This is a genomic window from Methylobacterium sp. Leaf111, from assembly GCF_001423285.1.
GTDB lineage: Bacteria > Pseudomonadota > Alphaproteobacteria > Rhizobiales > Beijerinckiaceae > Methylobacterium.
The window spans coordinates 119,461-136,427 of sequence record NZ_LMNE01000012.1 but is presented as its reverse complement, the minus strand read 5'-3'; the positions used below and the strand labels follow the sequence as shown (position 1 = coordinate 136,427).

Annotated in this window: 17 protein-coding genes; 5 read left to right on the top strand and 12 right to left on the bottom strand. The window is 63.6% G+C overall.

Annotated elements, in window-relative coordinates; all coding sequences use genetic code 11:
- Positions 1 to 134 precede the first annotated feature (134 nt).
- The gene (locus tag ASF41_RS09745; protein WP_082504232.1) at positions 135 to 1,346 is read left to right on the top strand and encodes a PAS domain-containing protein; all 1,212 of its coding nucleotides are present in this window, start codon (positions 135 to 137) and stop codon (positions 1,344 to 1,346) included.
- Positions 1,347 to 1,370: 24 nt separating this feature from the next.
- On the opposite strand, the gene ASF41_RS09740 is transcribed toward ASF41_RS09745, so the two are convergent.
- The 4 genes from ASF41_RS09740 to ASF41_RS09730 all read right to left on the bottom strand — a co-directional run bounded on the left by ASF41_RS09740 (position 1,371) and on the right by ASF41_RS09730 (position 4,712).
- Positions 1,371 to 2,666: an O-acetylhomoserine aminocarboxypropyltransferase/cysteine synthase family protein gene (locus ASF41_RS09740; RefSeq protein WP_056492769.1), complete on the bottom strand. Its 1,296-nt coding sequence runs from the start codon at positions 2,664 to 2,666 to the stop codon at positions 1,371 to 1,373.
- Positions 2,667 to 2,703: 37 nt separating this feature from the next.
- Complete coding sequence (locus ASF41_RS09735; protein ID WP_056222496.1) at positions 2,704 to 3,126, bottom strand: response regulator; 423 nt, start codon at positions 3,124 to 3,126, stop codon at positions 2,704 to 2,706.
- Positions 3,127 to 3,188: 62 nt separating this feature from the next.
- Complete coding sequence (locus tag ASF41_RS24730) at positions 3,189 to 3,362, bottom strand: hypothetical protein (protein WP_156389653.1); 174 nt, start codon at positions 3,360 to 3,362, stop codon at positions 3,189 to 3,191.
- Positions 3,363 to 3,431: 69 nt separating this feature from the next.
- Complete coding sequence (locus tag ASF41_RS09730) at positions 3,432 to 4,712, bottom strand: O-acetylhomoserine aminocarboxypropyltransferase (protein ID WP_056274390.1); 1,281 nt, start codon at positions 4,710 to 4,712, stop codon at positions 3,432 to 3,434.
- A gap of 343 nt (positions 4,713 to 5,055) precedes the next feature.
- On the opposite strand from ASF41_RS09730, the gene ASF41_RS09725 reads away from it, so the two are divergent.
- Positions 5,056 to 6,372, top strand: a complete 1,317-nt coding sequence (locus ASF41_RS09725) for an MFS transporter (protein WP_244479610.1) — start codon at positions 5,056 to 5,058, stop codon at positions 6,370 to 6,372.
- Between the two features lie 88 nt (positions 6,373 to 6,460).
- Here ASF41_RS09725 and ASF41_RS23680 read toward each other — a convergent pair whose 3' ends face one another.
- The 3 genes from ASF41_RS23680 to ASF41_RS09720 form a co-directional block, all read right to left on the bottom strand.
- Complete coding sequence (locus ASF41_RS23680) at positions 6,461 to 7,042, bottom strand: hypothetical protein (RefSeq protein WP_244479609.1); 582 nt, start codon at positions 7,040 to 7,042, stop codon at positions 6,461 to 6,463.
- A gap of 109 nt (positions 7,043 to 7,151) precedes the next feature.
- Complete coding sequence (locus ASF41_RS23675; protein WP_244479608.1) at positions 7,152 to 8,594, bottom strand: RNA-directed DNA polymerase; 1,443 nt, start codon at positions 8,592 to 8,594, stop codon at positions 7,152 to 7,154.
- Positions 8,595 to 9,051: 457 nt separating this feature from the next.
- Complete coding sequence (locus tag ASF41_RS09720; protein ID WP_056492763.1) at positions 9,052 to 9,477, bottom strand: CoA-binding protein; 426 nt, start codon at positions 9,475 to 9,477, stop codon at positions 9,052 to 9,054.
- A gap of 142 nt (positions 9,478 to 9,619) precedes the next feature.
- Between ASF41_RS09720 and ASF41_RS09715 the strand changes: the two genes are divergently transcribed.
- Both ASF41_RS09715 and ASF41_RS09710 read left to right on the top strand, forming a co-directional pair.
- Entirely contained in the window at positions 9,620 to 10,060 is a 441-nt protein-coding gene (locus ASF41_RS09715) for a PaaI family thioesterase (protein ID WP_056492760.1), read from the top strand.
- A gap of 197 nt (positions 10,061 to 10,257) precedes the next feature.
- Entirely contained in the window at positions 10,258 to 11,550 is a 1,293-nt protein-coding gene (locus ASF41_RS09710; protein ID WP_280138140.1) for a hemolysin family protein, read from the top strand.
- Positions 11,551 to 12,351: 801 nt separating this feature from the next.
- On the opposite strand, the gene ASF41_RS09705 is transcribed toward ASF41_RS09710, so the two are convergent.
- A complete protein-coding gene (locus ASF41_RS09705; RefSeq protein WP_056222479.1) occupies positions 12,352 to 12,885 on the bottom strand; it encodes a MucR family transcriptional regulator in 534 nt (177 codons plus the stop codon).
- A gap of 832 nt (positions 12,886 to 13,717) precedes the next feature.
- Positions 13,718 to 14,656, bottom strand: a complete 939-nt coding sequence (gene argC, locus ASF41_RS09700) for an N-acetyl-gamma-glutamyl-phosphate reductase (protein ID WP_056492757.1) — start codon at positions 14,654 to 14,656, stop codon at positions 13,718 to 13,720.
- A 220-nt stretch (positions 14,657 to 14,876) separates the two neighbouring features.
- Between argC and ASF41_RS09695 the strand changes: the two genes are divergently transcribed.
- Positions 14,877 to 15,380 (top strand): hypothetical protein, encoded by a 504-nt coding sequence (locus ASF41_RS09695; RefSeq protein ID WP_056274408.1) that lies wholly within the window; start codon positions 14,877 to 14,879, stop codon positions 15,378 to 15,380.
- A 4-nt stretch (positions 15,381 to 15,384) separates the two neighbouring features.
- Here ASF41_RS09695 and ASF41_RS09690 read toward each other — a convergent pair whose 3' ends face one another.
- The 3 genes from ASF41_RS09690 to rplM all read right to left on the bottom strand — a co-directional run bounded on the left by ASF41_RS09690 (position 15,385) and on the right by rplM (position 16,658).
- Positions 15,385 to 15,636: a hypothetical protein gene (locus ASF41_RS09690; protein ID WP_056380625.1), complete on the bottom strand. Its 252-nt coding sequence runs from the start codon at positions 15,634 to 15,636 to the stop codon at positions 15,385 to 15,387.
- Positions 15,637 to 15,714: 78 nt separating this feature from the next.
- Positions 15,715 to 16,194, bottom strand: a complete 480-nt coding sequence (rpsI, locus tag ASF41_RS09685; RefSeq protein ID WP_056222465.1) for a 30S ribosomal protein S9 — start codon at positions 16,192 to 16,194, stop codon at positions 15,715 to 15,717.
- A gap of 2 nt (positions 16,195 to 16,196) precedes the next feature.
- Positions 16,197 to 16,658, bottom strand: coding sequence for a 50S ribosomal protein L13 (gene rplM, locus ASF41_RS09680; RefSeq protein ID WP_056492754.1), 462 nt, complete (start codon positions 16,656 to 16,658; stop codon positions 16,197 to 16,199).
- Between the last annotated feature and the right edge of the window lie 309 nt (positions 16,659 to 16,967).

The window sequence follows — 16,967 nt, the reverse complement described above, 5'->3', positions numbered from 1 at the left end:
GCTCGCGCAAGGCCCGGATCCCCCATCCCGGAGGGATCGGACGGATCGGATGCGCGCCGATCCGCCGGCCGAGGGGCGAGCCCGCCCTCGCTGAGCCCGGGGCCTCCACGACATCGGAGGTCAAGTCTACGACGATGTCCGGCCCGGCCCGCGACGAGCGCCGCACTATCGCGGCGAATTGCCGGCACACCCAGAAACATACCTTAGGTTATCAAGACACGGATCGGGTGCTGAACTCTAAGTTTTCATCCCTCGATTTCGCCATATGCCGAGCGGATACTATAAGGACGAGGCGGTTTTTGGTGTTGGGTGCCGGCGTCATACGGATGAATCTGGAAAGCCTCGAATTCGCGTCCCCGTATTTTTTGGACCTCATCGAGAGCCAGGGTGTCACCGGGACCTGGAGTTGGGGCTTCGCGGACAACCATCACGCCTGGTCGCCGGGCCTGTTCCGCGTGCTCGGCCTCGACCCCCAGACCACACGGCCGGGCTACGAGCGTCTCCTCGGACTGATCCATCCCCAGGACCGGGAGCGGGTGGAGACCGGCCTCGACCTGATCCAAGGCGTGACGTTCGGCCAGAAGACCGTCCGCCTGCTCCGCCCGGACGGCGCGATCCGCGTGCTGTCGGTCCGGTGCGAGATCTATCTCACGCCGGACGGGCGCCCCCGCGGGACGGCCGGGGTCGTGCTCGACGTGACGGATCAGGAGCGGCTGCAGCAGGCACGCATGGCCGAGCAGCGGCGCCGGCGGGCGCTGTTCAAAGAAGGGCGGACCCTGTTCTTCTCCAGTGATCTGGCTATCGGTCTCGAATTCACACAGGAATTCTGCGACCTGACGGGCCTCTCGGCCTCTGAGATCGCGACAGATGCTTTCCAGACGATCACGCATGAGGAGCGTGAGCACTGGCGTGCCCATGGCGGCGAAGCGTTCAGTGCGGGCCTCGCCTACCGAGCGACACCTCTCCTGCGCATCATGCGCCATGGACGGGAGCGTTTCGAGAGTTTCGTCGTCCCCATCCGAAGTTCGGGCGGGGAGATCCGGGAATGGGCCGGCATCACCCGGCCGATGGGCTCGATGACGTCGCCGGTCAGCGACCAGTTCCGCGAAGGCCTGGAGCAGGCGATCGACGGGCGCCACCAGCGCGCCGCCCGGGCCCTGCTGGACTGGTCGATGACGGACCTCGCCCGGGCCGCCGGCCTCTCGCTCTCGACCGTCAAGCGCATGGAGGAGAACGTCGGGGCGAGCGCGCAGCGCTCCCGTCACCGAGCCGTGGACACCCTGCGCCGGTCCGGCATCCGCTTCTCCCTGATGAAAAGCGGAGTCATCGGTGTCTGCCTGACCTGAGCCGTCCCGTCGGGCGCGCGGCCCTCAGCCGATCTGCGCCAGGGCCTGATCGACGTCGGCGATGAGGTCCTCGACGCTCTCCAGGCCGATGGAGAGGCGCACCGTCTCGGGGCCGACCTTGGCGGCGGCCTTGTCGGCGGGGCTGAGCTGGCGGTGGGTGGTGGTCGCCGGGTGGATCGCCAGGGACTTGATCTCGCCGATGTTCACGAGGTGCGAGATCAGCTTGAGGCCCATGATGAACTGGACCGCCGCCGGCTCGCCGCCCTTCAGCGCCACGGTGAAGATCGAGCCCGGCCCCTGCGGCACGTAGCGGGCGGCCATCGCTTCGCCCTCCTGGCCGGGGAGGGCGGGATAGCTGACCCAGGCCACCGCCGGGTGGTCCTTCAGGAAGGCCGCCACCGCCTTCGCGTTCGAACAGTGCCGCTCCATCCGCAGGGGCAGGGTCTCGATGCCGGTGAGCGTCAGGAAGGCGTTCATCGGCGACAGGCCGGGGCCGAGCTCGCGCATGCCGAAGACGCGGCAGGCCGAGGCGAAGGCGAAGTCCGGGAAGCGCTCGGTGAGCACGAGGCCGTCATAGTCGGCCCAGGGCTCGCTCATCAGGTTGTAGCGGCCGGGGATCGCCGCCCAGTCGAAGCGCCCGGCGTCGCAGATCACGCCGCCGATGGTCTGGCCGGAGCCGCCGAGGAACTTCGAGGTCGAGTGGATGACGATGTCGGCCCCGTGCTCGATCGGCCGGATCAGGGCCGGGGAGGCGAGGGTGTTGTCGACGACGAGCGGCAGGCCGTGGCGGCGCGCCACCGCGGCGATGCCGGCCAGATCCATCACGGTGGCGCAGGGGTTGACGATCGACTCGCAGATGATCGCCCGGGTCTCCGGGGTGATCGCGGCCTCGAAATCGGCCGGGGTCAGGCCCTTGGTGAACTGGGGCTTGAGGTCGTAGCGCCCGTCGAGGCGGTTCATCAGTCCCAGCGAGCCGCCGAAGAGGCGCGAGGAGGCGACGTAGGCCTCGCCGCTCTTCATCAGGGTCATCAGCACCATCAGCACGGCCGACTGGCCCGAGGCCACCGCCACGGCGGCCTTGGCGCCTTCCAGCGCGGCGACGCGGCGCTCCAGGGCGGCCACCGTCGGGTTGGAGCCGCGCGAGTAGGAGAACCCGGTGCGGCGCATGGCGAAGATGTCCGCCGCCTGCTGGGTGTCCTCGAAGACGAAGCCGTTGGTGAAGTAGATCGGCTGGGCCCGGGCGCCGGTGGCCGGGTCGGGGGCGGCGCCGGCATGGATCGCCTGGGTGGCGAAGCGATGGGTCTGGGTCTCGGTGGCCATCGGGGCCTCCCGTCTGTGAAGAGGTCGCGGTGAGCGGTCAGGCGGCGCGGTGGGTGAAGGCGCGCAGGGTCCGGACCAGGGTCGAGGGCTCGTAGGGCTTCGGGATGAAGCGCGCCCCGTCGGGCATGTCGTGCGGGCCGGGGGTGCCCATGCCGGAGACGACGAGGACCGGGATGGAGGGCCAGCGATGCGCCACGAGGCGGGCCAGGGCGAAGCCGTCCATGGAGCCGCGCGGCATGTCCACGTCGGTCATCAGCACGTCGACGTCGCCGCGGCTCTCCAGCACCGAGAGGGCGTTGTCGGCGTGGCTCGCCTCCAGAACCTCGAAGCCGGCATCCGCGAGCGTGTCGGCGGCTTCCATGAGAAGCAGCCCGTCGTCTTCGACGAGGAGAACGACAGGCAGATCCGTCGGATCTTGCGTCTCTGTCGAGGCTTGCCTCTCTGGCGGGTTCTGCGTCATCGGCGGCCGGACGATCTCGCGACAGGGGTGAGACGGGGGCCTAGGCCCCGCCAAGGGTGTCGTCAACAACGGCCGGTGTCGCGCATCCGTTTCACCGGAGCGGTGACGCGGCGCCCGGGCAACTCCGGGGCGAAGGCGATCGCCAGCCCCACGAGGGTCGCCAGGATGGCCAGGAACGCCGCCGCGTCGCTGATCTGTTCCACGAATGCCCAGTCCATCGAAGCCAAGGCCGACATCGCCGCCTCCGGTGATCGCGCCGCGAGCCTCGGCCCAACATGGTAAAGAGATCGTTAACACCGCCCCGCTCAGGCGTTCAGCGCGGCGTCGAGATCGGCGATCAGATCCTGTGGATCCTCGAGGCCGACCGAGAGCCGCACCACCTCGGGCCCGGCCCCGGCGGCGATCCGCTGCGGGTCGGTGAGCTGGCGGTGGGTGGTGGAGGCGGGGTGGATGATGAGCGAGCGGGTGTCGCCGATATTGGCGAGATGCGAGAACAGGGTCAGGCCGGAGACGAGCTTGACGCCGGCCTCGTAGCCGCCCTTCAGGCCGAGGGTGAAGACCGCCCCGGCCCCGTGCGGCGTGTAGCGCCGGGCGAGCGCGTGGTAGCGGTCGGTCTCCAGGCCCGGATAGCTGACCCAGGACACCGCCGGATGGCCCTGCAGGAAGGTCGCCACGGCGAGCGCGTTGTCGCAATGGCGCTGCATGCGCAGGGGAAGGGTCTCGATGCCCGAGAGGAGCAGGAAGGCGTTGAAGGGCGAGAGCGCCGGCCCGAGGTCGCGCAGGCCCAGCACCCGCACCGCGATGGCGAAGGCGAAGTTGCCGAAGGTCTCGGCCAGCACCTTGCCGGCATATTCCGGGCGCGGGGCCGACAGCATGGGGAAGCGCGCGTCGCCCACCCACGGGAAGGTGCCGCCGTCGACCACGAGGCCGCCGATGGAATTGCCGTGGCCGCCCAGGAACTTCGTCGCCGAGTGCACGACGATGTCGGCCCCGTGCTCGAAGGGGCGGATCAGGTAGGGGCTCGCCATCGTGTTGTCGACGATGAGCGGGATGTTGTGGCGCTTGGCGATCTCGGACAGCGCGGCGATGTCGGTGATGACCCCGCCCGGATTGGCGATGGACTCGCAGAAGATCGCCTTGGTGCGCGGCGTGATCGCGCGCTCGAAGGAGGACGGGTCGTCGGTCTCGGCCCAGACCACGTTCCAGCCGAAGTTCTTGTAGGAGTGGTTGAACTGGTTGATCGAGCCGCCGTAGAGCCGGTCGGCCGCGATGAACTCGTCGCCCGGCTGCATCAGCGCGTGCATCACCAGGAACTCGGCGGCGTGGCCCGAGGCCACCGCCACGGCAGCGGTGCCGCCCTCCAGGGCCGCGACGCGCTCCTCCAGCACCGCGTTGGTGGGGTTGGTGATGCGCGAGTAGATGTTGCCGAAGGCCTCGAGCCCGAACAGCGAGGCGGCGTGCTCGGCATCGTCGAACACGAACGAGGCGGTCTGGTAGATCGGCGTGGCGCGGGCCCCCGTGGTCGGGTCGGGCAGGGCGCCGGCATGGATGGCCCGCGTGTTGAAGCCGGGCAGACGATCGGTCATCGCAAAAACCTCCCGGGCCCGCCGGCCCGCACACGCCCACCCTCTACGCCTCGGCCGCGACCGACGGAAGGGGGCGTCATCCGCTGAAACGAACGCTGGTTCTTTATGCCGGACGGTGGAGGGGGTCAAGGCACGCGATGACCCTCCCCCCTCCGCGGGGGAGGGTGCCTGCGGAGCAGGCGGGAGAGGGGGGGCACCCTCTCCGACTGGAGCGCACCCCTCATCCGACCCGCTTCGCGGGCCACCTTCTCCCGCAGAGGGGAGAAGGCGATGCACGCCAACGCTTCGCCCGACCCCGAACCAGCGCTATCCTGCCGGTCGCGCCTGCGCTAAGGCCCCGGCCATGAGCCAGACAGCCCTTCGCCCCGCCGCGACCCGCCCGACGACACCCGCCGAGGCCGTGCCGGCCGCGCGCATCCTCATCGCCAGCTTCGTCGGCACCGCGATCGAGTTCTACGACTTCTACGTCTACGCCACCGCCGCCGCCCTGGTGATCGGGCCGATCTTCTTTCCGCCCGGCGATCCGGCAGTGCAGACGCTGGCGGCCTTCGCCACCTTCTCCATCGCCTTCATCGCAAGGCCCCTGGGCGCGGCCTTCTTCGGCCATTTCGGCGACCGGGTCGGGCGCAAGGCCACCCTCGTGGCCTCCCTGATGATCATGGGCCTGTCGACGGTGCTGATCGGCTGCCTGCCCTCCTATGCCACCGCCGGCTGGTGGGCGCCGCTCGCTCTCTGCGTCCTGCGCTTCGGCCAGGGCGTGGGCTTCGGCGGCGAGTGGGGCGGGGCGGCCCTGCTGGCGGTGGAGAACGCGCCCCCGGGCCGGCGCGCCCTCTACGGCATCTTCCCGCAGCTCGGGGCGCCGGTGGGCTTCATCACCGCGAATCTCGGCTTCCTCGGCCTCGCCCTGGCGCTCAGCCCCGCCGACTTCCAGGCCTGGGGCTGGCGCATCCCGTTCCTGGCGAGCGCCGTCCTCGTGGGCGTCGGGCTCTATGTCCGCCTCAAGCTCACCGAGACCCCGGTCTTCAAGGCCGCTCTGGAAAAGGCCGCTCCGGAAAAGGTGCCGCTGGCGGTGATCTTCACGAAGTACATTCGGGCGACCCTGCTCGGCACCTTCGCCATGGTGGCCTGCTACGCGGTGTTCTACCTCTCCACGGTCTTCGCCCTGAGCTACGGCGTCTCGACGCTCGGCTTCACCCGGCCGACCTTCCTGCTCTTCGAGTGCGTGGCCGTGCTGTTCATGGGCCTCGGCATCCCGCTCTCGGGCTGGGCCGCCGACCGGTACGGCCGCCGCCCCGTCCTCCTCTCCGGCCTCGTCTTCACCGCCAGCCTCGGCCTGCTGATGGGCCCGATGCTCGGCAGCGGCCAGGGCGGCCTCGTCCTCGGCTTCCTGTGTCTCGGCCTCTTCGCCATGGGCTGGCTCTTCGGCCCCATGGGCGCCCTGCTGCCCGAACTCTTCCCGACGCGCGTGCGCTACACCGGCGCGAGCGTGACCTACAACCTAGCGGGGATTTTGGGCGCCTCCGCTGCGCCGTACCTGGCGCAGCGGCTGAGCGAGTGGGGTGGTGTGGGTTGGGTGGGGCTTTATTTGGCGGTAGCGGCTGGGATTAGTTTTGGGGCTGTGGCGTTGATGAAGGAGACGCGGGAGGCTGAGATTGTGTGAGCCTTTAATTCTCGAGAAGCAGTCTCCCCTTATCGAATCACCGAAGATTGCTTTCCTGTCCGACAGCTGAGCGGAGAAGCTCGACAAGTTATATTTGATTTAGTTGGGCAGAAGCGGATTTCAGTAGATAATTGAAACTTACAATCAAAGCTGCATTTCGGCGAGGATTTATAAGCATTACTTCCGACCAAACATCAGAGCTTTTCTCAACGGCCCTCGCGTATCGTAAAAGCCAGTACATTAAAACCTGACGGAAATCTCCAGAACGAAAATTCTGTTCCGTATGCTTCACCTCTATCAAAATGGATCCGAGAGAGAAATCGCCGTGACCTGAGGCAATCCAGCCTAAACCGGGAATAAGAGGACTGTGCTCAAGTGATGTGGTTGGATACTGGCCTTTTACAATTTCAAGAATTGTAACTAAGTTTTTCGCCGCGTGCTCCGCAGCTTTGATATCCCATTCATTAAGGCTGGTGGGTATTTGTGCGTCGTAATGCTTTTGCTGACGGATTGACGCCAATCGAAGATATTCAGTCCAGTTTTCCGAAAATATTCCCCGCAGTAGGTCTTCTGCACGGGCAGAAGCAAGTTCAAACAACATCGCCTTCTGAAGATTGCTTTTCTTTATCAATGATTCAGGGACCGCAGTGATTCCTTCGAAAGAAAACATCTTTTTATTGAGCGAACTTACAAGCCCCCCTGTTAGTCGAGGAAAAAGAACGTCAAGAACGCCGGGAATATCCCGTGCTACAGTTCTCGGGTCTCTCCGAGGAAGACGGCTAAGCGGCATTTTTTGCCCAGCTTTCATAACAGGACGCAAAGCTTGCTGATTTATCAGTCTCGATCCCAAGGCTCCAAGACTGTGCGAGTGAGCCACGAAGCTGATCTCTCATCTTAGAACCCTCATCACCAAATGCTTCCGCCGACAGCCAAAACATTCTTTGTACGTCAGGTGACATGTTCGACCATTGATTACGCAACCGTGTAAAATTATTCCTATCTCGCCAATGCCTCCAACAATCAATACAGGCACGTTTAACTACTTGAGATGACGTATCATCGAAAGTTTTTCTTACGAAAGCGCCTCTAGCTTCTGTTCTAATAAAGCGGATGGAACGCAAATAGTGCAATAGATTAGCTTCAGGCACGATTAGATGCCGCGCGCCGCTAATCACGCCGTCAAGCAGCGAGTCGATTGCTGGAAATATTGTGGTAAATTCAGAGCCCGATCGAACAGCATACACCCCGCGCATAATTTTTGACCAAGACGCTCTGAATGCATCAAGATTATCTGGGTGAAGAAGAGTCGAGCACAACTGCTCCGCAACTTTTGGTTCCTGAAATTTGAGTGCTCGACCAATCTGCGCAACAACGAAAGCATCAGGCTGGGACTTCTCAATCTCAAGATTCAACAAAAATGAGATATCAATATCATCAAATGAATGTTTAAGCTTCTCATATTCAGCTCTTGCGTTATCTGAATACGGATCGAAATGAAGATCTAACTCACGAAGTGCCGAATTTGTGTTGTCCCCCTCGCCCAACTGAGCTGACACAAAGTCTTTGTAATGCTTTGCACTCAAAAAGCTCGTTTTGCTTCGATTCAAGGACAAGCCATAATCTGCCAGCGCATTTGAGAGAATAGATAAAGCTTTATATGCATGCTGCTGGGATTCACAGATCAACGTAAAATCATCAACATATCGATGCCAAATAATCCCAGTGTCCGAAAGAGATCGATCAATCGGCGTCATCATAACTTCGGCGAGAACCCGAGAGCACTGCCCGCCAACTGGGAGGCCAAATGAACGGCCTGACGCTAGCTTATTAAGAAGTCGATCAATTTGCATAGCGATCGTAGTATTTTTAAAAGCAAGATCGTTAATTATATTCTCAAGTCGATGATGATATATATGCTCATAAAAAATTGCTATATCTGTCCGTACAACAATCGACGCATCATTTTTTAAAAGATCTTCTTTAAATGTAGCCTCTTTATATGAACGCCATGACCTTGTGCGATCAAAATAATCGGACTTATCGCTGCCTAGTCTATAAGAGTGAGCGCGGTCACTTCGATTTATTTCGTTTGCTTCGGCGATTGCAAGACCCAGTCCGTTCAAATATAGATTCCAAAAAGGATGTATACGTGCAGTTATGCGAAATCCATGGGAACCCGACGGCACTAGCAGTCGTTCGGCAGCGACGCTCAATCCGTTCATGAATATCGTTGGCTTCCCCACTATTCCACTTTCAATATTATGGAATAGTTTCATACATATATCTGATAGGTCTTCAGCTTTCTCCTTCACAAATACTGCGTCTGTGTCGTAGGGTAGAGTATCGTTTTCTCCGCTTCGCCCAATTTCCAAAGCAGCACGAAGAAAGTGGTTCTTTTCAACCTTAATCTTGCCTCTCGTACGCCTTCCCGTAAGTCTATCTGATTATTATCGGGTTTGTAGAATAAATCAATTATTTATCTCAAATTTCGAGAATGTTTATAAAATAGAACGTTTATTTCAGGTATAAGCGGAATATATACGCAAAAATAGACTCATTTCAGAACATTATAGTATTTAGTTTAGTGAATTTTCGGCTATCAGTTTATTATAGAGCCCCCCCGATGGAAAAGATTTCCGCTTAGGACATATTTCTTAGACGTATTCGTTTGAAATGTTTTTATCGGAAAATCTCAATCTTTGGGCACCGATCCATCACCACAACACACCCCGCCGCCTCAGCCCGGGCGGCGGCGGCATCATCCCGCACCCCGATCTGCATCCAGATGAAGCGCGGCGGCTGGGGGAGGGCGAGGGCCTCGTCCACCACACCGCCGGCGGCGTCGGAACTCCGAAAAATCTCGACCATGTCGACGGGCTCGGGCAGGTCGGCGAGGCGGGCGACGACGGGCTGGCCCAGGAGCACCTGTCCGCTGAGCCCGGGATTGACCGGGATCACGCGGTAGCCGCGCTCCAGCAGGAAGGCCATGACGTGGTGGCTCGGCCGGGCCGGGTTGGCCGAGGCGCCGACCAGGGCGATGGTCCGGGTCTCGGCGAGGACCCGGCGGATCAGGGCGGGGTCGTAGGCATCGTGGGACTGGCGCATCCCCGATCTTGTCGGGCAAGCGGGGGCGTGCTGCAAGGCTTCGCGGAGTCTCGCCCCAGACGCGCGAAGCGTTGTCCAGTCGTCGCGCGGGGAACCCGCGTCTTCGGGTCGGTCGCCGCCCGATGAACCGGAGTGTCCGTCCATGTCCGAGACCCTGCCCCAGGCTCTGTCCCTGGAAGAGACCGTGGCCTTCCTCGAATCGGCCTTCCCGCAGATGGAGGCCGGGGGCCGGACCTATCACCTCGTGGAGGTCGGCCCCGGCCTCGCCCGGATGCGGATGGACCACCACGACCGTCACCTGCGCCCCGGCGGCACGGTCTCCGGCCCCTCCATGATGGCGCTGGCCGACTACGCCCTCTACGCGGCGATCCTGGCCAGCCTCGGCCCGGTGGCGCTCGCCGTCACCACCAGCCTCAGCTTCAACTTCCTGCGCAAGCCCGGGCCCCACGGGCTCCTCGGCACCGCCCGCCTGCTCAAGCTCGGCCGCCGCCTCGCCGTCGGCGAAGTCCACATCACCGGCCCGGACGGCGATCCCCTGGTCTGCCACGCCACCGGCACCTACGCGATTCCGCCGGGGGCCTGAATGCGACGCGCGACGGGGTCGACGCCGAGCCCGAAATGCCGCGACCTCGACACGACCCGCGCGGTATACGCAGGCGTTTTCGAACCGGTGGACCGCCGGACCGCTTCGCCCCGCGGGTTCGCTGTGGCCCGGTTCGCGCGTAGCTGGTAGAGATCCGGCGCTGACCAGGGGAGACGACGATTTCCGACGATGTATGGGTGACCGGCCTGGGCCTCCTCGCCGTCTTTGCCCTCGTGCTCGCCAACGGATTCTTCGTGGCCGCCGAATTCGCCCTCGTCTCCGTCCGCAAGAGCCGGGTCGCCGAACTGGTTTCCGAGCGACGGACCAACGCCCGATCGCTCCAGCGCGCCACCGATCAGCTCGACGCCTACCTGGCCGCGACCCAGCTCGGCATCACGATCTCCTCCCTGGCCCTCGGCTGGGTCGGCGAACCGGCGCTGGCGCATATCATCGTGCCGGCATTGAGCTTTTTGCCGGAGCCCGTCGGCACCACGGCCGCCCACACCATCGCGGTGGTCATCTCCTTCGTCATCATCACGGCGATGCACATCGTGCTGGGCGAGCTCGCCCCGAAGAGCCTCGCGCTCCAGCGCAGCGAGCGCACCGCCCTCGCGGTGGTGCGGCCCCTGGGCGTCTTCCTCTTCGTCTTCCGCCCGGCGATCCTCTTCCTGAACGGCCTCGGCAACGGCGTCGTCCGGATGTTCGGCCTGCAGACGGGCCACGGCGAGGGCTCACTGCACTCCACCGCCGAACTGAACCTCCTGGTCCAGGCGAGCCAGGAGGCCGGCCTGATCCGCGAGGCGCAGCAGGAGGCGGTGCAGCGCATCTTCTCCATCGGCGAGCGCCGCGTGCGCGATATCATGACCCCGCGCCACGAGGTCGAATGGGTCGATGCCGACGAGGAGCCGGAGGCCATCCTGACCTCCGTGCGCGCCTGCGACCACGCCCAGTTGGTGGTGAGCCGCAGCGAAGTCGACGAGATCGTCGGCGTCGTGCGCAAGCAGGACCTGCTCAACCAGCTGCTCGACGGCAAGCCCGTCAACGTCCTGGCCGTGACCCAGCCCCCGATCGTCGTGCACGAGAGCATGTCGATCCTCGCCGTGCTGGAGACCTTCCAGGCCAAGCCCGTGCGGATGGCGGTGGTGGTCGACGAGTACGGCAGCCTTGAAGGAATCGTGACGCAGACCGATCTCCTGGAGGCGATCGCCGGAAACATCCCCGAAGTCGGCGACGAGCCGAGCGTGGTCGAGCGCGAGGACGGCTCGCTCCTCATCGACGGCATGATGCCGGCCTCGCAGGCCTTCGACCGCCTCGCCTTCGCCGAGCATCCGGATTCCGACGACTTCACCACGCTCGCCGGCTTCGTGATCTTCCGCCTCGGCCGGATCCCGGGCACCGGCGACCACTTCGAGTCGCATGGCTGGCGCTTCGAGGTCGTCGACATGGACGGCCGCCGCATCGACAAGGTTCTGGCGACGCCCCTGTCCTGAGGGCCCAGCGGGTTCGGGGGACGGCTGCGCACGATCAACGGCAAGCCGCGTCCTTGGCGGATCGCGTTGACGCCCACGGGGGCCGGGAGGCCGCGCCGAATGCGGTTTCCAGGGCGCCTTCGAGGACCTCGCCGCTCGCGGGAGCGACGGGCATGCGCGCGTTCGGGATCATAAGACGACGCAGCAATGGCGAGTCGTCCCCCTCAAGCACCACGGGAAATGGAAGGCGAGGACGTCTTGCAAGCACCGGATCTGGAGGTCCGCCGAGGGGACCAACCGATGACCCGCGGCCTGCGGGGTTCAACCGGCCACGCCGACCTCCGCGAGTGCACCAGCCGGGCAGTCACGGCGCTTCTGCCGAGCCCATGGCACGTCCTGCGCCTCGCTCCTCCTCGGGAGAGCCGACGCTCGAAGGCGCCGGCGAGAGCGCTCTACAGCGGCTCGATCAAAGGGCAGCGGACGCGCTAATCGGGGCAGGGCGGTAGCCTCAGGGCAAACGCCGCACCGGAGCCGCAGCGGTTACAGGATCGCACGACACAAGCGTCTCGCTGACGCGCACACGCTCGACCGATGTGGAGCGAAGGGTGCAAGCCCGCAGACGTGCGGCTTTGGCACTCTGGATGGGACGCATTGCGAGGCGAGCGCTGGCTCCAGACATCGGCACGTCACGCAAGCACCCGGACCGGATAACAACACGAGCGGCGCCGACCGGGCGGAAACCCGATCAGCGCCCCATCGCCGGTGCAGACCATGTCGAAAACGGTCTGCACGCACCTTGGCGCGTGCAGACCTGATCCAAACTCAGGCGTCGACTTTCTTGCGCGGGCCGCGACGCTTCTTTTCGGCCTGCGGAGCCTCGGCTGCCTCCTCGTCGGGCGGCGGAGCGGACACGGTCTCCTCCGGCGCGCTCTTGGCTACACCTTTCCGGCGCTGTTGACCGAGGCCGAGGGCTCGGGCCAACTCGGAACGCTGCTCCGAGTAACTTGCCGAGGTCATCGGATAGTCGGGCGCGAGGCCCCACTTGGCCCGATACTGCTCAGGCGTCAGGCCACGCAGGGTGAGGTGGCGACGCAGCGTCTTGTACTGCTTTCCGTCCTCGAAGCTGATCAGATAGTCCGCCGTGATCGAGCGGCGGATCTCCTGGGGAGTCGCCTTCGGCGGACCCGCCTCGGCTGCCGGCGTGCCACTGGCGGTTACGCCACGGATCGCCTCATGCACATCACTGAGCAGCTTAGGAAGCTCCGCGCTCTGTACATGATTATTGCTGACGTAGGCCGAGACGATGTCGGCGGCCAGGGTGATGAGTCGAGCTGCGTCGTTGTCTGTTTCGGTCATGTTTTGTAGCCAATCTGCATAAGAGCCGATGTTGTCTTGAAGCGTAGGCTCAGATCTTTTTGCAAGCAAGATGTTACATCACAGAATGGGCGATTTTTCATCCTGTCCGTGTGGATCATTTATCAATTTTTCGCGTATCGCCTGCACAATTTGCAGCAGTCGCGTTCCGGTTGCCCAACAAGACCATCACGGATCGAGCAGGAGCGGAGATCTACGCATGATCCAAGAGACGATGCTGGAACAAACCATTCCGTCAGCGCAACAGGATCGGGCTTTGACCGAATCCGTCCCTCAAAGAACGCTCGGCATTGTTGACGCGTTCGCAAACGGCGGTTTCACCCTACGCGGACAGACGGAAATCCGCGCCTCATCGAGAGCATCGACTACTGTTCCGACGGTCTCCCACAAGATTCGGACCGACCATCGGACATAACGTTGCGTTCGATAGAACACTTTTACGGTGTTCGCAATGAATGGAGGAGAGTTCGTACAGCATCAGCCAGAAATGCTTGGGGAAGGCCGTGCCGGCATCTGACCAGAGATCGTCGGTGAGGAAGGTGGGTCGCCATTTTCTGGTTTGCCCATAGTTCTTCTTCACGAACGCCGCAGCGATCTCGCGTGGATGAGAACCTGTCTGTGATCAGGGTAAAGTGTTGTCGATCGAGGCTTTGGTACAGCGTGGGCCCGCGCAGCACAGCTACGGCGTTCGGCACGCGAAACCGGTGTCGACGCGGCACACGCATCCCGTGTCGGGTACGACCTTCTCGACGTGTACCATCCCTACCCGAGAGAGCGCCCCCAGCGAACGGGGCAGGGGTGCGCTCCGAGGCGTTCAGTCGAGCCCAAGCATCAGGGTGATGTTCTGTACGGCTGCCCCCGATGCCCCCTTACCGAGATTGTCGAGGCGGGCAACGAGGACGGCTTGTCCATAGGCGTCTTTGCCGAAGACCCGCAATTCGAGCCGGTCGGTGTCGTTCAGGGCTTCCGGCTCGATCCGCTCATCTTCGTCGGCGGGGATCACCCGGACGAGATCCTGCCCCGCGTAATAGGCACGAAGGGCGGTCTCCAGATCCGTGACATTCGGTGAGCACGGCAGGGTATCGAGGTGCAGCGGCACGCTCACCAGCATGCCCTGCCGAAAGTTCCCCACCGACGGGATGAAGATCGGCCGCCGCGTCAAACCGGAATAAGCCTGGGTCTCGGGCAGATGCTTGTGGCCGAGACCCAGGCCGTACAGCAGGAAGGGTTCCCCCTGTCCCGCCTCGTAGGTCTCGATCATCGCCTTGCCGCCACCACTGTAGCCGCTGACCGCGTTGATGCTGATCGGGTAATTCGCGGGGATCAGACCGGCTTCCACCAGGGGGCGGAGCAGAGCGATCGCGCCGGTCGGGTAGCAGCCGGGATTGGCCACGCGGCGGGCTTCCCGGATCGCCTGCGCCTGGAGAGGGTCGAGTTCGGCGAAGCCATAGACCCAGGCCGGATCGACCCGATGGGCCGTGCTGGCGTCGAGAATGCGGGGCCCGCCGCCCGGCAACGTGTCGGCCAGGGCAACGGTCTCCTTCGCGGCGGCATCGGGGAGGCACAGCACAACGAGGTCGACCGCCTGCAGAAGGTCGCGCTTCACCGCGATGTCCTTGCGGCTTTCGTGCGGAATGCTCTTCAGGGCGATGCGGCCGTCGCGCTCGAGGCGCTCGCGAATTCCGAGACCGGTGGTCCCTGCCTCGCCGTCGATGAAGACCGTGGGCTTCCGCCCGACACCGTTCTCGCTCATGGACACCTGATATCCTTTTCGTCGAGTCGTCGAAGACGCATCCTGCATCGACCCGTATGCGCGACGTGGCCGGGACGCTTCGTCAAGTCAATGTCTTCGCGACACTCGAAGAAGGGCGGATGACGGGCGATCAAGCCTGTGTATCGTTTCCCCTTGCCTGGAACGGCGCCGTCGACTGGCCTGTTATGGGCCAAAGGAACCAGCAATCGAGGAACAGCGAATGTCGGCCAGCGCGGAGAAGAGTGATCCCAAGCTCTGGGAGAAGGTGAAGAACGAGGTCACGGCATCCGACAAGGGCGGAAAACCCGGACAATGGTCGGCACGCAAGGCGCAGGCTGCGACCAAGGCCTACAAGGATGCCGGCGGCGGCTACAAGGGTAAGAAGTCGGACGACAACCACTTGAAGCAGTGGACCGAGGAAGAGTGGGACACCAAGTCCGGCAAGAAAAGCGGAGAGACGGGGGAGCGGTACCTGCCCAAGAAGGCGCGCGATTCGGTGTCCAAGTCCGAATATGACCGGTCGTCGAAGAAGAAGCGTGCCGATTCGGCCAAGGGGAAGCAGTTCTCGAAGCAGCCCGCCGACGTCGCGAAGAAGACTGCCGCAGCGCGTAAATCCCAATCCGGTAAGACCAAGGCGGACCTCATGAAGGCGGCACGGGAAAAGGACATTCCGGGGCGCTCGAAGATGTCAAAGAGCGAACTCGAGCGCGCCCTTCACGCCTGATCCATCAGGCGACCAGCGTTCCCCAGGACGGTTGCCACACGTTCTGCGGGTCGATCACAACGATCTCACGATCGCTCTCGTTCGCGACATGAACGGCGATGCCGAAGGCTTGGGCGATCGGAAGCGTGCCGGTGGTGCTGAAGAGGCGGCCGTCGGCGAGCTTCACTTCCCCCGTCGTCGCGCCGTCCGCCTGTGCGAGACAGAGGGTCACTGCGGAGGCGTCAGGCTCGGTCACGCGTCGGAAGGGCTTGGCCATGGGGAATCGTCTTTCTGAGGCTCAAAAAGGAAAGGGCGGCCGAAGCCGCCCTGACCAGACATATCTCGAAGGAAGCGCTTAGCGCTTCGAGAACTGGAAGCTGCGGCGGGCCTTCTTGCGGCCGTACTTCTTGCGCTCGACCACGCGGCTGTCGCGGGTGAGGAAGCCCTCACGCTTCAGCGGCGAACGCAGCTCCGGCTCGTAGTACGTCAGCGCCTTCGAGAGGCCGTGGCGCACGGCGCCGGCCTGGCCCGACAGACCGCCGCCATGCACCGAGACGGTGATGTCGTACTGGTCGACGCGGTTCGCGATCTGCAGGGGCTGGCGCAGGATCATGCGCAGCACCGGACGGGCGAAGTAGGTCTCGACGGCGCGGCCGTTGACGACGACCTTGCCGGTGCCCGGCTTGATCCAGACGCGGGCGACTGCGTCCTTGCGCTTGCCGGTGGCGTAGGCGCGGCCCTGGGCGTCGAGCTTCTGAACGTGGACCGGGGCGGCGTTCTCCGGCGACTCGACGTTCGCGCGGTTCAGGTCGGAGAGGGACTGAAGGGTCGCCATGATCAAGCGCTCACGTTCTTGCGGTTGAGGCTGCCGACGTCGAGCGCCTGCGGCTGCTGGGCGGTGTGGGGATGCTCGGAGCCCTTGTAGACCCGGAGGTTGCCCATGATCTGACGGAAGAGCGGGCCGCGCGGGAGCATGCGCTCGACGGCCTTTTCCACGACGCGCTCGGGGAAGCGACCGTCGAGGATGAACCTGGCCGTGCGCTCCTTGATGCCGCCCGGGTAGCCGGTGTGGTGGTAGTACACCTTCTGCTCGCGCTTGCGGCCGGTGAACTTCACCTTCTCGGCGTTGATGACGATGACGTTGTCGCCGCAATCGACGTGGGGCGTGTACGCGGGCTTATGTTTGCCGCGCAGGCGCATAGCGACGATGGAGGCGAGCCGGCCGACGACCAGGCCCTCTGCATCGACGATGATCCACTTCTTGTCGACGTCGGCGGGCTTCAGAGAAAAGGTCTTCATCCCGTGGCGTTCCGTATGGTGTCTGGACAAAACGATGCGCCGTCGCGTGCGGGACGCGACGGCGTTGGCGGCTGCATTAGGCCGCCAACTGCGTTTCGTCAAGACGGACAGGCTCTCTTCCACGCCAGTGAAACGCCGAAAGGTGCGATCTTTCAAGCCTTTCGAGCACGAGGTATCGGGTTACCGCATGACGATCCGCTGATCGCGGGGATCTCGTCTCGTGCTCCTTAAGGCCTCACGGAAGGCCCTTGAGCGAGCGATTCGTCGTCAGGAAGACGCGGCGTCTGTCACGCGAACGCACCCTGCACG

Excerpts from the sequence above, each read along its gene's own strand:
- ASF41_RS09695 (WP_056274408.1), top strand. The coding sequence starts at position 14,877 with ATGTCGGCCAGCGCGGAGAAGAGTGATCCCAAGCTCTGGGAGAAGGTG.
- ASF41_RS09740 (WP_056492769.1), bottom strand. The coding sequence starts at position 2,666 with ATGGCCACCGAGACCCAGACCCATCGCTTCGCCACCCAGGCGATCCAT.
- rplM (WP_056492754.1), bottom strand. The coding sequence starts at position 16,658 with ATGAAGACCTTTTCTCTGAAGCCCGCCGACGTCGACAAGAAGTGGATC.
- ASF41_RS09720 (WP_056492763.1), bottom strand. The coding sequence starts at position 9,477 with ATGCGCCAGTCCCACGATGCCTACGACCCCGCCCTGATCCGCCGGGTC.
- ASF41_RS23680 (WP_244479609.1), bottom strand. The coding sequence starts at position 7,042 with ATGTTTTCTTTCGAAGGAATCACTGCGGTCCCTGAATCATTGATAAAG.
- rpsI (WP_056222465.1), bottom strand. The coding sequence starts at position 16,194 with ATGGCGACCCTTCAGTCCCTCTCCGACCTGAACCGCGCGAACGTCGAG.
- argC (WP_056492757.1), bottom strand. The coding sequence starts at position 14,656 with ATGAGCGAGAACGGTGTCGGGCGGAAGCCCACGGTCTTCATCGACGGC.
- ASF41_RS24730 (WP_156389653.1), bottom strand. The coding sequence starts at position 3,362 with ATGTCGGCCTTGGCTTCGATGGACTGGGCATTCGTGGAACAGATCAGC.
- ASF41_RS09730 (WP_056274390.1), bottom strand. The coding sequence starts at position 4,712 with ATGACCGATCGTCTGCCCGGCTTCAACACGCGGGCCATCCATGCCGGC.
- ASF41_RS09690 (WP_056380625.1), bottom strand. The coding sequence starts at position 15,636 with ATGGCCAAGCCCTTCCGACGCGTGACCGAGCCTGACGCCTCCGCAGTG.
- ASF41_RS09725 (WP_244479610.1), top strand. The coding sequence starts at position 5,056 with ATGAGCCAGACAGCCCTTCGCCCCGCCGCGACCCGCCCGACGACACCC.
- ASF41_RS23675 (WP_244479608.1), bottom strand. The coding sequence starts at position 8,594 with ATGAACGGATTGAGCGTCGCTGCCGAACGACTGCTAGTGCCGTCGGGT.
- ASF41_RS09735 (WP_056222496.1), bottom strand. The coding sequence starts at position 3,126 with ATGACGCAGAACCCGCCAGAGAGGCAAGCCTCGACAGAGACGCAAGAT.
- ASF41_RS09705 (WP_056222479.1), bottom strand. The coding sequence starts at position 12,885 with ATGACCGAAACAGACAACGACGCAGCTCGACTCATCACCCTGGCCGCC.
- ASF41_RS09745 (WP_082504232.1), top strand. The coding sequence starts at position 135 with ATGTCCGGCCCGGCCCGCGACGAGCGCCGCACTATCGCGGCGAATTGC.
- ASF41_RS09715 (WP_056492760.1), top strand. The coding sequence starts at position 9,620 with ATGTCCGAGACCCTGCCCCAGGCTCTGTCCCTGGAAGAGACCGTGGCC.